The 12,975-nt window shown below is 65.2% G+C and carries 11 protein-coding genes; 10 read left to right on the top strand and 1 reads right to left on the bottom strand.

Translation table 11 applies throughout. From position 1 onward, the window contains the following. Positions 1 to 16: 16 nt before the first annotated feature. Complete coding sequence (locus H587_RS0100180) at positions 17 to 1,213, bottom strand: HD-GYP domain-containing protein (RefSeq protein ID WP_084630289.1); 1,197 nt, start codon at positions 1,211 to 1,213, stop codon at positions 17 to 19. A gap of 603 nt (positions 1,214 to 1,816) precedes the next feature. Between H587_RS0100180 and H587_RS0100175 the strand changes: the two genes are divergently transcribed. From H587_RS0100175 to H587_RS0100130, 10 genes are all read left to right on the top strand, one after another. Further along, positions 1,817 to 2,302, top strand: coding sequence for a cytochrome c3 family protein (locus tag H587_RS0100175; RefSeq protein ID WP_027174527.1), 486 nt, complete (start codon positions 1,817 to 1,819; stop codon positions 2,300 to 2,302). Positions 2,303 to 2,304: 2 nt separating this feature from the next. Next, positions 2,305 to 3,456, top strand: a complete 1,152-nt coding sequence (locus H587_RS0100170) for a 4Fe-4S dicluster domain-containing protein (RefSeq protein WP_027174526.1) — start codon at positions 2,305 to 2,307, stop codon at positions 3,454 to 3,456. Positions 3,457 to 3,484: 28 nt separating this feature from the next. Further along, positions 3,485 to 4,465 (top strand): RnfABCDGE type electron transport complex subunit D, encoded by a 981-nt coding sequence (locus tag H587_RS0100165; RefSeq protein ID WP_027174525.1) that lies wholly within the window; start codon positions 3,485 to 3,487, stop codon positions 4,463 to 4,465. After that, a complete protein-coding gene (rnfG, locus tag H587_RS0100160) occupies positions 4,458 to 5,039 on the top strand; it encodes an RnfABCDGE type electron transport complex subunit G (protein WP_027174524.1) in 582 nt (193 codons plus the stop codon). Before H587_RS0100165 ends, rnfG begins: the two co-directional genes overlap by 8 nt. Before the next feature lie 13 nt (positions 5,040 to 5,052). After that, positions 5,053 to 5,736: an electron transport complex subunit RsxE gene (gene rsxE, locus H587_RS0100155; RefSeq protein ID WP_027174523.1), complete on the top strand. Its 684-nt coding sequence runs from the start codon at positions 5,053 to 5,055 to the stop codon at positions 5,734 to 5,736. Between the two features lie 21 nt (positions 5,737 to 5,757). Continuing rightward, positions 5,758 to 6,333 carry an electron transport complex protein RnfA gene (locus H587_RS0100150; RefSeq protein WP_027174522.1) on the top strand — a complete coding sequence of 192 codons (576 nt, stop codon included), beginning with the start codon at positions 5,758 to 5,760 and terminating at the stop codon, positions 6,331 to 6,333. 10 nt (positions 6,334 to 6,343) lie between these two features. After that, entirely contained in the window at positions 6,344 to 8,476 is a 2,133-nt protein-coding gene (locus H587_RS0100145) for an RnfABCDGE type electron transport complex subunit B (RefSeq protein WP_027174521.1), read from the top strand. Next, on the top strand, positions 8,469 to 9,503 hold the full coding sequence (locus H587_RS0100140; protein ID WP_027174520.1) for an FAD:protein FMN transferase: 1,035 nt from the start codon (positions 8,469 to 8,471) through the stop codon (positions 9,501 to 9,503). The genes H587_RS0100145 and H587_RS0100140 overlap by 8 nt, the downstream gene beginning before the upstream one ends. Before the next feature lie 184 nt (positions 9,504 to 9,687). Further along, the gene (locus H587_RS19435) at positions 9,688 to 11,661 is read left to right on the top strand and encodes a 4Fe-4S binding protein (RefSeq protein ID WP_051202336.1); all 1,974 of its coding nucleotides are present in this window, start codon (positions 9,688 to 9,690) and stop codon (positions 11,659 to 11,661) included. A 245-nt stretch (positions 11,662 to 11,906) separates the two neighbouring features. Further along, positions 11,907 to 12,929 (top strand): molybdopterin-binding protein, encoded by a 1,023-nt coding sequence (locus tag H587_RS0100130; protein ID WP_027174519.1) that lies wholly within the window; start codon positions 11,907 to 11,909, stop codon positions 12,927 to 12,929. Positions 12,930 to 12,975 lie beyond the last annotated feature (46 nt).

The following is a 12,975-nucleotide window of genomic DNA, read 5'->3' as shown; positions in this document are numbered from 1 at the left end:
CCGGAAGGCCAGCGCGTCAGGGGAAGAAGAGTTCCGTGTTCAGATGGTAGTCCTTGGGGTTGAGCCCCAGTTCCACCACCCTCGCCCCACCGTTGCCCTGGGCCGTGTCCACGGTCACCGGACGCATGGGACGCAGCCGCTTGTCGAAGACCACCTTGACCCGGGGCGCGTCGGGCTTGTCTTCGTGAAAGTCCGTGACCAAGCCGTAGCAGCCGTCGGCCAGCCGTACGAAGCTGCCCACCGGGTAGATCCCAATGAAGCGGATGAACGCCAACAGGTGCGGTGAGCTGAAGCGCGTCTCGCGATTGGCGTAAAGGAACTTGAGGGCCTGGAAGGGTGTCAGGGCCCTACGGTAGGTGCGGTAGCTGATGAGGGCGTCGTAGACGTCCAGGATGCTCAGGTAGTGGGCGAAGGGATTGATCTCCTCACCGGCCTTGCCCCCGGGGTAGCCGGTGCCGTCACGCGACTCATGGTGATCCCGAACCGCGTCCAGCACATCGCGGGAGAAGAGGTGCTGGGCCGCCAACAGATCATGGCCGTCCTGAGGATGGCGCTTGACCAGGGCATATTCCTTGGCTGTAAGCTTGCCGGGCTTGTGCAGTACGGCGTCAGGCAGCAGGGCCTTGCCCACGTCGTGCAGAAGAGCCGCCAGAGTCAGCGTATGCAGATGGGACTCGGGCAACGACAGCCGCACACCCAGGGCGGCCGCCAGGAAAGCCACGTTGACACTGTGATTGGTCACATAGCCGTGGCTTCGGGTGATGGACAGGCTGCTGGCGGCCTTATGGTTGCGGGCCGCGCTGGCGCCGATCTCACCGGCAACCTGCTCGGCCTCCCCCACGCTGGTCGCGCGGCCCAGCTTCACGTCGCGCAGAAAGCGACTCATGAAGTCCAGGGACTTGTTGTAGACCGCACGCGCCACGCGCAGTTCTTCGGCCAGGGAAATCATGGGTTCCGGCCCCAGCGTGCCGCTGGGCAGGAATGGTGGGATGGAGGAAAGCCCTTCGCTCTCAGGAGGGGCAGGCTCCGGACTGATGCGGCTCAAGGCCATGTCCACCATGGCTTCCTTGCTCTCTCGCCGCACGGCCTCCACGTCGGCCAGGGACTCCAGTTGCCGGTCCAGGCGCACACGGGGGCAATCGAAAGAACCGTCGCCATACTCCACGACGAACATCCCTACCCTCAGGTTCTGGGACGATATTCGCTTGAGCATTCGGGCTCCGGTCTACAGTTTTTCTAAAGCTGAAAATTCCTATCGTCTCATGCAGCAAAAGGCAAGCCCCCCCAGGATGATCCGTCCCGAAGAGGACAGACGCGGGGAACTTCCTCCATTCACTCTGAGCATGTGGATTTCCGGTTTCCTTGAAATGCTCTCGAGGCATCGCTGAAAAATAGCGCGAGACACAGTAAGACAAGGTGCGCAGGGGTGAAATCCTTTGTGACGGCCTCTCGATGCCTTGCTCGAAGAAGCGGGCAATCACATCTAGAAATTTCCCCGATAAGCCCACATGTTGGCTGGAGTTGGGAGAAAGAAACACCATTGCCCTTCCCTCTTCGCGTGTATCAACCGCGAGGAATCGCGCAACATTTGCGGCAAACACGTGGCAAGATCAGTCTGAATTTCGCGCAAAATTTTCATGACCGGCTTGCGATAAGCGGCATAATACATTAATATGATTAACTTATGCGCGAATTCGCTCTCGCCATTTTTTCTTGGTACAAGTATTGCTAAAGGGCCTGATTGCTGAATCAGCCCCTGCCCGAGTGTTTGCGTAAAGGAATATGGGGCCACAACGTCGGACCAAGGCAAGGCACTATGAGCAAAAGGTATTATCCCATCGCCGCCATTACGGCGGTTCTGTGCTTGGTGGCCGTATTCGGCTATCTGCACATCGCCCCGGCCCAGGGCACCCCCCCGCGCATCGTCTTGGACAACGCCGGAGGCCGAGTCCTCTTCAGCCACGGGCACCATGCCGACGACCTCGGTCTGGCCTGTGGCGACTGCCACCACGACGGGGCGGATCCAATGAATCCCGAGGCCTGCGGCTCATGTCACCCCGCGGCTTTCGATGCGACGTTCAAGGCGACCCACCGTACCGCCTTCAAAAGCATCAACGCCTGCACGCGTTGCCACGCCGCACCGCCGAAGGCCGACCAGACCGCGACAGACCAGCCCGACGTCTCCGGCATTCCCCTGCGCACCGACGCTCTCCATGCCCAATGCATGAACTGCCATGAAAGCATGGGCGCGGGGCCGTTCGGGAAAGAGAGCTGCAACGCCTGCCATCTGCAAAGGAAATGAGCATGCGCAAGCCAACGTTTTCACTGCAAAGTCCCCTGTCCTCCGAGATCATCGACGTCCCAGCCCCGGACTGGCTGAACCTCTATGTCTGCGGCTACGACATCCAGGTGCAGCGAGGCCAAAAGCTGGCCGCCGGCGCGGAATTGGCCAGGCATCCCAAGCCCCTGGGCGGCGTGGTGCATGCGCCCATGAGCGCCGTGGTGGACAAGGCCGACTTCGCCTATGTCACCATGAAGGCTTCGGCCGCCTTGGATCCCCTACCGCCCATGGATATTCCCGAGGATACCGAGGGCTTGCGCGAGGCTCTGCGGACGCTCGGCGTGCGCATGGATCGCTTCATGCTGAACAGAGAGATTCTGGTCATAAACGGGGTCAACCCCGAACCCACCGTATCCGTCGCCGAGCAGCTCATGCGCGATGCCCAGCCCACCCTTCTGCGCGGCCTTGAGGCGGTGCGCAAGCTCATCGCCCCCCAGCGCATGGTCCTTGTCACCGCGACCCTGGACCAGAATCTGCCCGGCTGCGAAACGGTACGGGTCAAACCGGAGTACCCCAACTCCCTGTCCGACCTCGCGGTTCTCGCCGCCACGGGGCGGGAGAAGCCGGAAAACACCATCGCGGTCAGCGTCATGAAGCTTTGGTTCATCGGCCGGATCATGGAGACCGGACGTCCGGTGACGGACACCGTCTTCACCCTCGCGGGCAAGAACTATCGAGCCGTCCTCGGCACCCCGTTGTCCTACATTCTCGAATTCGCCGGGGTGCCCATCAACGCGGGCGACCGCCTCGTGATCGGCGGCCCCATGCGCGGCTACACGGTCTACGACGTGGACCACGGCCTGGAGAAAGGCGCCTATGCAGTGACCGTGGTTCCCAAGGACGCCTTCCCCCCCATGGTCGGCGATCCCTGCATCAATTGCAGCGAATGCGTCCTGCACTGCCCGGCGCGCATCCGGCCGGACATGATCGGCCGCTACGCGGAATATGGCCAGTTCGAAAAAACCCTGGCCTACGGCTTGGCCTCCTGCATGGAGTGCGGCCAGTGCTCTTACTGGTGCACGGCCCGCCGCCCCCTGCTGCACTACATCCGCTTCGCCCGCAAGGAGCTGGCCGACGCGGCCAACCCCTGGCCCATGGACGGAGTGGTCCATTGAACGCCCAACGGATGAATGAGGAGTTCGCATGGCCGCCCTTGTCGTAAAACCACACGCCATCACCCAGGTCCGTCTCACCGTCGGCCCGCCCTCGCACTGGCGCTGCGGTCGGACCCTGGGTTCGCTCATGGCCCTTTCCTGCCTGGCCCTGCTCCCGGCCCTCGGTATGGGCACATGGCGGTACGGACTGGACGCCGCCCGCGTGGTGGCCTTGGCCGGCGCCATGGCGGTGATCAGCGAGATCCTGCTGGAGATGCTGGCCGGACGCGAGGTGGACGTGGACAACGGCACGGCCCTGTTCCATGGCCTGCTCCTGGCCATGCTTCTGCCCGCGACGGCCCCCTGGTGGCTTGTGGCGGCAGGCAGCTTCTGCACCATCGCGCTGGGTCGGACGGTCTTCGGGGGCTTCGGGTCCAACCCCTTCTGTCCCCCGCTCATCGGCTGGGCCGTCTGTGAGGTCTCCTGGCCCAAGTACATGGACCTGGATCTCATGCTCGCCCACTGGCCAACCCCGGACCCGTTGGCGCAGCTCAAATATCTGGGGACAGGAGCCATCGACCACCTCCCCCTGGCCGACCTCTTCCTGGGCAACCAGCTGGGCGCCATCGGCGCCTCCCAGGGCATCGCGCTGTTGGCGGGAGGCCTGTTCCTGATCGCCTCCCGCCGCCTGCGGCCGCACATCCCCCTGGCCTTCCTGGCCGGAGTTGCGGCCATGGCCGCGCTGTTCCATTGGCTGGACCCGCTGACCCAGGCGGGCCCCCTGTTCCATCTCTGCACCGGTTCAGTGCTGCTGGGCGCCTTCTTCCTGGCCCCGGACCCCGGCTCCTCGCCCTCCGGGCACCGGGCCATGATTCTCTACGGCTTCCTGGCCGGAGTTCTGGTTCTGGTCATCCGCCAGTGGGGCATCTACCCCGATGGCGTCCCCTTCGCCATTCTCCTGGCCAACCTCCTGGCCCCGCTGTTGGACCGCGTCCGGCCCAAGTTCTTCGGAGGCAGACGCCATGCGTGAAATCATCAAGATGATCGTGGTCCTCTCGCTCATCGGCACGGCCTCGGGCTTCACCCTGGCCTCGCTCAAGGAGGCCACCCGGACCCGAATCGAGGAGCAGGTGTTGACCTTCGTGCAGGGCCCGGCCCTGGCCGCGGTGCTCCCCGAGCATGAAAACAACCCGATCGCCGACCGCCGCAAGATGGCCCTGGCCGACGGGGCGGAAATCACGGTCTATCCGGCTCTCTCCGCCGGCAAACTCGTGGCGCTGGCCATAGAGGGTCATGGCCCAGGCTACGGCGGCAACGTGGGCGTGATGGTCGCCTTCGATCCCGGCAAGGATGTGGTCCAGGCCATTGGCGTGACCACCCATTCCGAAACGCCGGGCCTTGGAACGCGCGTGTTCCAGCCCGCAGTGACCTCACGATACAAGGACCACCCGCTGACCGGCCTCGACCTCAAGAACAAGGGCGGCGACATCGACGCCGTGTCCGGGGCCACCTACTCCTCCACGGGCATGGTCACTGCCGTACGCAAGGCCGCGGAGGCCTACACCGCAATCAAGCCGGGCGCCCTGGCCGCCTGGCCTCGCTGACAGGGAGGTCCGCATGGGACGCGCCGTCAAGGAATTCACCAAGGGACTCTGGCGGGAACTGCCGCCGTTCCGCATCGTTCTCGGCCTCTGCCCGACCCTGGCCGTGACCACCAGCGCCAAAAACGGCCTGGGCATGGGATGCGCGGTGATCTTCGTGCTCGTGGTCTCCAACTTCCTGGTGGCCCTGCTGCGCAAGATCATCCCCTCCAAGGTCCGCATCGCCTGCTTCATTCTCATCGCGGCCACAGTGGTGGTGGCGGTGGAGCTGCTCATGCAGGCCTACACCTATCCGCTGTACCTGGAACTGGGCATCTTCGTGCCGCTCATCGTGGTCAACTGCATCATTCTAGGCCGCGCCGAGGCCTTCGCCTCGCGCAACCCCGTCTTTCTCTCGGTTCTGGACGGGCTGGGTATGGGTATGGGCTTCACCATGTCCCTGACCTTCCTGGGCGGCCTGCGTGAGCTCATCGGCGCGGGTACGCTTTTCGGCAAGGTCGTGACCTGGTCGAGCTTCGAGCCCGTGAGCATCCTGGTCAAGGCCCCCGGAGCGTTCATCTGCCTGGGCCTGATCCTGGCCGGCATGAACGCGCTCAACCGCTGGAACGCCAAGCGCCACGAAAACGAGCCTCCGCGAGCCCTGGAGGCCATCAGCTCGTGTTCGACCTGCGGCAGCTGCAAGTTGTGCTCCCGGGATTAGCGGGCGCGAAGGAAAGGAACCATGGAATACTTCCTGCTCATCATCTCGGCGGTGTTCATCAACAACATCGTCCTGGTGCAATACCTCGGCACCTGCCCCTTCCTGGGCACTTCCAAGTCCACGGACGTGGCCCTTGGCATGGGCGGAGCGGTGATCTTCGTCATCGGCATGTCGGTGGCCCTGACCTGGCCGATTCAGAAGATGCTCCTGGAACCGTATGGACTGGACTATCTCCGCACCATCGTCTTCATCCTGGTCATCGCCTCCCTGGTGCAGTTCGTGGAGATGTTCCTGAAGAAGATGATCCCGCCCCTGTACCGGGCCCTCGGCCTCTACCTTCCGCTCATCACCACCAACTGCGCTGTGCTCGGCTCGGCCATCCTGGTGCAGAAGAACTCTTACGGCTTCACCAAGTCGGTGGTCTTCGGCCTGGCCACCGGAGTGGGCTTCACCCTGGCCCTGGTCATCATCTCGTCCATCCGCGAACGGTTCGACATTTCCCCCATCCCCCATGTCTTCCGGGGAGTGCCCATCGCGCTGATCACGGCGGGTCTCATGTCGCTCGCCTTCCTGGCCTTCACCGGCATGGCTTCGTAAGGGAGTAACCATGGTCACCACTTCGGTTCTGGTCGTATTCGGTCTCAGTCTGGCGGCCGCCCTGCTCCTGGCTGCGGCCTCCAAGGTGTTTTCAGTCAAGGAAGATCCGCGCGTGGCCGAGGTCGAAGGAGTGATGCCCGGCGCCAACTGCGGCGGCTGCGGCTTCCCCGGCTGTTCGGCGGCGGCCGCCGCCGTGGTGGCGGGAGAGGCTCCGCCCGAGGTCTGTGTGGCCGGCGGCATGGACGTGGCCGAAGCCATAGCCAAGGTCATGGGCCTCAGCGTGGCCTACAAGGAGCCCAAGGTCGCCTCGCTGATCTGCTCCGGTGGCGACCGGGCCCGCCAAATGTTCGCTTATGAAGGCGTACGCGACTGCCGCGCCGAGGCCATGCTCTACGGCGGCGAAAAGACCTGCGGCATGGGCTGCATCGGAATGGGCTCCTGCGTCCGGGCCTGTCCCTTCGGGGCCGTGCGCCTGGGGGCCGAGGGCCTGCCCATCGTGAACAAGGCCCTCTGTCGTTCCTGCGGCAAGTGCGCCGAGGTCTGCCCCACCGGGGCCATCCGCATCACCAGCTTCTCCGCCAGCCTTCTGCACGTGAACAAACTCGACGACTGTCTGGCCCCCTGCATGCAGAAGTGCCCGGTGCAGTTGGACGTGCGCACCTTCATCCAGCAGGTCAAGAGCGGCGACTACCGAAGCGCGTTGCTGACGCTCAAGAACCGCAACCCGCTGCCCGCCATCGTGGGCCGCGTCTGCCCCCACCCCTGCGAGGACATCTGCCGCCGCAAGTTGGTGGACGAAGGCGTGGCCATCAACACCCTGGAGCGCTTCGTGGCCGACTGGGAGATGCACTCCGGCCAGCGCGTGCCCATCCATTGCGGCCCGGACACCGGAATCAAGATCGCCATCGTGGGCGGCGGCCCATCGGGGCTCTCCTGCGCCTACTTCCTGCGCCGCCTGGGACATCACCCGGTGATCTTCGAATCCCGGGCCGAGGCGGGAGGCCTGCTGCGCTACGCCGTGCCGGAATTCCGCCTGCCCCGCCACGTGGTGGACTGGGAAGTCCAGGGCATCCTGGACCTGGGCGTGGAGCTGCGCACTTACATGACACTGGGCCGCGAGTTCGGGCTCAAGGATCTGGAGGCGGAAGGTTTCAAGGCCGTGTTCCTGGCCACTGGCGCCTGGACCACGCCGCTCCTGGACATCCCCGGCTCGGACGCCCGCAACCTCCAGGGCGGAGTGGAATTCCTCACCGGTCTCGGCTCGCTCTGGTCCTCGCTGCGCAACCAGACGGTGGTCATCATCGGCGACACGAACACGGCCCTGGACTGCGCGCGGGCCGTGGCCCGCATGGGCGCCCGCCGCACCGTGGTTCTTTCTCCGAACATTCAGCGCAAGATGCCCGCCAACAAGGAAGAGGTCGAGCGCGCCAAGGAAATCGGGGCCGAAGTGCTCTTCCAGACCCTGCCCGTATCCATCGTCACCGACGCCTCGGGGCGCGGCACCAAGGTCTGGTTCCAACAGTGCCGCTACAAGGACCAAGAAAAGGCCACCGGCGAGATCATCCCCCTCCCGGACACCGACGAGATCATCGAGGACGTGGACCTGATCATCGCGGCCACGGACCGCAAGCCCGATCTCACGCCCTTCAACGAAGCCAGCGGTCTGGCGGGCCTGAAGCGGAGCCGCCGGGACACCCTGGACGGCGACGACACGACCATGCAGACCAACCTGCCGAACGTCTTCGTGGGCGGCGAGGTCCGCCGCGGTCGCGCCATCGTCATGGAGGCCGTGACCGACGGCCGCAAGGCCGCGCGCTCCATCCACCTCTTCGTGACCAGCGGCGAGGTGGCGCAACCCGTCGAACCCCAGGTCCGGGTCATCCCTGAAAGCATCCTCAAGGACATGCGCGTGAAGTACACCATCCCCCGCGTCATCGCCCCGGAAATCCCCGTGGACATGCGACGGCAGCATTTCACCATGGAAGTGCGCCGGGGCATTCAGGAGCGCGAGGCGATCAAGGAATCCAGCCGCTGCCTGCGCTGCGGCCTGACCTGTTACGACGCCGATGCCGGATTCGAATTCGCCGGAGACCGAGACGTGAAGCCCCACCCCGGTTCCCGCAAGGAGCAAGGCAATGCCTGACGCCATCCTCACCCGCCGTCAATTCCTCCGCGCCGGAGGCATCCTGGGCCTGGGCCTGTCCCTGGCCCCGTCCCTGGCCGCGGCCGAAGCCGCCGCCCCCGAGCGCCTGCGCCTGGAGCGGACCCGTTTCCTCATGGGCACCTTCGTGACCATGACCGCCATGCACCCCTCGCAGGACCGGGCCGAAGAGGCCATTGAGGCGGCTTTCGCCGAGATGGAACGTCTCTGCGGCATCCTGGATCGCCACCGCGACGATACCCCCCTGTCCCACCTGAACCGGCACGGAACGCTTCGGAACGCCCCCCCGGAGCTGTCGTTCGTGGTGGATCGGGCGTTGCGGACGCGCGATGTCGCCGGCGGAGCATTCGACCCTACGGTGCTTCCGCTGGTGACCCTGCTCAAGGATCGGGCTGGCCGAGCCCCCGGCGATCCCGGTCCTTCCCGCGCCGAGATCCGCGAGGTTCTCGACCTCGTGGACGCCGGGGCGGTCGGTCTCGACTCCGGGACCGTTCGCCTCGGCCGGCAGGGCATGGCACTGACCCTGGACGGCATCGCCAAGGGCTACATCGTGGATCGCGCCTCGGACACCCTTCGGAGCTTCGGCGTGAACGACCATCTCATCAACGCCGGAGGCGACATCCGCGCCGCTGGCGGCCCCGCGCCCGGACGGGCCTGGAGCGTGGCGGTGGAGGATCCCGAACGCCGGGGCCGCTACCCCTCGATTCTCCGCCTGCGCGACGGCGCGGTGGCCACCTCCGGCAGCTATGAAGCCCCCCTGGACGCATCCGGCCGCCTGCACCACATCGTGGATCCGCGCACCGGCGGCTGCCCCCGACAGATCACCAGCGTCTCCGTGGCCGCGCCCTCGGCCATGGAGGCCGACGCCCTGGCCACGGCCCTGTTCGTCCTGCCTCCGGGACAGGCGCTGGCCACGGCGGACGCCCTCCCCGGGCGGGCCTGCCTCCTGATCTCCTCCTCGGGAGCCCAGGCCCGTTCACGGGATTGGCCTGTTTTCGAAAAGGCCTGACGGTGGACTGAAAACTCCTCCGGCAGCAGCCGGACCATGCCCCTCGCGAGGCCGGACCCGCTGCGACGCACCCCGTCGCCGGGATCGGCCTCGCCGTTTTGATCGCCAAGCAGACGCTCCGGCCCCGATTCGTCCGGGGGCCGCGTTGACACCTCCCTCCCTTTGCGCCTAATTCCAGTGTGTCATGGCCCAACTCTTCAGGACGAAGCGGCTTTTCAAGTCGCCCTACTTTCCGGGCATCCTCCGGGCCGTCTCCGTGGCCCTGCTGGGGCTTGGCGTCTATTTCCTTCTGGCCGGTTCCCAGAACCCCACGGACAACCCGAGCAACGTGCTCATGTGGCTGTTCTGGTGGCCCCTGTTCATCGTCCAATACCTCCTCCTGGGCCGGTTCTGGTGCGCGGTCTGCCCCTTCGGCTGCCTGGGCGACGGTCTGCGCGCGGTTTGCGGCCTGAACCTGCCCGTGCCCAACTGGGTCAAGAAATTCGGCCCGCTGGTCATCGGCTTCTTCCTGGTGCTCATCGTCTGGGCCGAGGAAGCGTTCGTCATTCCCTCCCACCCCAAAGCCACGGCCATCCTGCTCCTGGTGGTGGTGGGCTGCGTGCTGGCGGCCTCGGCGGTGTTCGAACGCCGGGCATGGTGCCGCTACATGTGCCCTCTGGGCGGCATGGGTGTGGCCTACGCCCGGGTCGGCATGCTCCAGATCCGCGGCAACCCGGACAAGTGCCGCACGTGCAACGCGGCAATCTGCTATTACGGCAACAGCCACGTGGCGGGCTGCCCGATGAACGAATTCCCGCGCATCAAGGAGACCAACGCCTACTGCATCTTTTGCGGCAACTGCGTGAAATCCTGCCCCAAGGACTCGGCCAAAGTGGAGTTCCGCTTGCCCTCAAGGGAACTCTGGCTGTTGCGCAAGCCCGGACTCATGGAGGCGATCCTCTCCGTGCTCCTGGGTGGGGTCATCTCGGCGACCCAGTTCCAGCATGCCTTCCCCGAGGTGCTCGACCTACTCTCCCGGCACTTCGGCTACCGAACCGGCTTCACCTTCTTCTTCCTGGCCTGGCAGGGGCTCTTCCTTCTGGGCCTGACCCTGGCGAGCCAGGCGGCCACGCTGTTCAACGGCGTCTCCGTGAAGATGAACTTCTCGGTCTTCAGCTACGCCATCATCCCGCTCATCCTGGGCGCTCATCTGGCCCAGGGACTGCACCTCTTCGCCCGCGGCAGCACGGTGCTGCAATGGATGGCGGAACAGCGCTACGGCTTGGACCTGCCCTTGGGCATGTCCCCCGACGCCACACTCGTGCATGCCGTTCAGTTCCTTTCCCTAGGCGTCGGCTTCCTGCTCGCCATGGCCGCCGTGCGTTACGCGGCCGGGACGTTCTTCAGTCGTCAGCGCAAGATATGGGCCTCCATCACGCCCTTCGCGGCCACCTTCACGATCCTTTGCGGCCTGTTCGTCTGGATTCTCACGCGCACCCCCCGGGAGAACCTCGCGCCACTCCCGCAAAACGCCGACATCGGTACGCCCGGCCTGGAACCGCTCTGGTGGTTCCTGGGCTTCGTGGCCGCAGTGATCATCGCGGCAAAGCTTTGCGACCCGCTGATCCGCCGCCGACAAGCCAAGCACATGGACCAGGCCGAGCCTGCCCGAACCCTGCATCTGGTGGTCAAGAACGAAGCCAGCGAAATCGTCACGGCCGAACGCGCCCTGACCCGCCTGGCCCAGGCGGCCGGGATCGGGGTCAAGCCCATCTTCGACGCCTGCACGGCCCTGGAGGAACTGATGACATACGCCCTGCTGCGTTACCTGGAATACGAAAACCAACGCGCGGGGGCCGTCGAGTCCTACGGCACACGCGCCCTGGCCCGCATGCTCGACGGCCGCCGCCCGGATCTGGAACTGGTCTTCACGGTGCTGCCCCAGGCCATCATCATCGAGATGGCCGAGGACGGCCCCCCGGACGACCCCCTGGCGGCCCTGGGCCCCGACACCGATGAAGGCCTGGCCTCCGGTTCCCGCGCGGATCGTCAGATCTACCGCCTCCGCAAGTACATGTCCTCCTTGAGCTACGACCGGCGGAACGGCAAAAACGTGCTCACCGTGGTCTGCAACTTCGAGACCGGCGACGACCTCAAAAACCTTTCCCGCCTCCGCTGACGGCCTTCCATTTCCGCACATGATCCTCGAACGCGGCCGATCAACCGACCGGACCGTTTTAATAGCTGTTATGTTCACTTTAACATATTGATTCAACAGGACGAATCACTCTTTTGATTTGACTCTTATGTCACGACTGGCGTAAGAAAAACTCACGGAATATCCGCTGTCCGTGTCGCCTCCCCACTTCGGCCGGATTGCCGGAACATCCTGGAGGAGTGAGCATCATGCGCTCCACAAAGGGCATGAAGACAATCCCGGTCCAGGAAGCCGTCGGCACCGTTTTGGGCCACGACCTCACCCGTATCGTCCCGGGCCGCAGCAAGGGCCCGGCCTTCCGCAGAGGCCACGTCATCCGCCCAGAGGACATCCCCGGGCTGCTCCAGATCGGCAAAGACAACATCTACGTCTTCGACCTCCAACAGGGTTTCGTTCACGAGGATGAAGCCGCCCGCCGCATCGCCGTCGCGGCCGCCGGCCCCGGGCTGAACCTGTCCGAACCATCTGAAGGCAAGATCACCCTCACTGCCGCCCACGATGGTCTGCTCTCGGTGGACGTGGACGCCCTGCGCGAGCTGAACTCCGTGGACGACATGGTCTTCGCCACCCTGCACGGCAACCAGCGGGTGCGCGCGGGCCAGGCCGTGGCCGGAACCCGCGTGGTGCCCCTGGTCATCGAAGAGGAAAAGCTCAAACGCGCCGAGTCGGTCTGCGCCCGGGGCTCGATCATCCGGGTGAAGGCATTCCGCTGCCTGCGCGTGGGCATGGTGACCACGGGCAGCGAGGTCTACCACGGCCGCATCCAGGACGGTTTCGGCCCGGTGGTGCGCGAAAAATTCCATGACCTCGGCAGCGAGGTCTTCCGCCAAATTCTGGTCTCGGACGACGAATCCATGACCGCCGGGGCCATCCGGGAGTTGCTCGACGCGGGCGCGGAGATGATCGTGGCCACCGGCGGCATGTCCGTGGACCCCGACGACCGCACCCCCTCGGCCATCCGTTCCGCAGGGGCCCGGGTCGTCACCTACGGAGCGCCGGTCCTGCCCGGAGCCATGTTTCTGCTGGCCTTCATCGGCGAGGTGCCGGTGCTCGGGCTGCCGGGCTGCGTCATGTACCACAAGGCCAGCATCTTCGATCTCATCGTGCCCCGGCTGCTGGCCGGGGACACCGTGACAAAGAAGGACATCGTGGACCTGGGTCACGGCGGCTTCTGCTCCGGCTGCGCGCAGTGCCGTTTCCCCATTTGCCCCTTCGGCAAGGGGCGTTGACCGCCGACGAGGCGGAACGCTCCGCGTCGCGAGCGAAACAAGACAC

Source organism: Desulfovibrio aminophilus DSM 12254, from assembly GCF_000422565.1.
In the GTDB taxonomy this organism is placed as follows: Bacteria; Desulfobacterota; Desulfovibrionia; order Desulfovibrionales; family Desulfovibrionaceae; genus Aminidesulfovibrio; species Aminidesulfovibrio aminophilus.
This window is presented reverse-complemented; position numbering and strand designations above follow the sequence as displayed.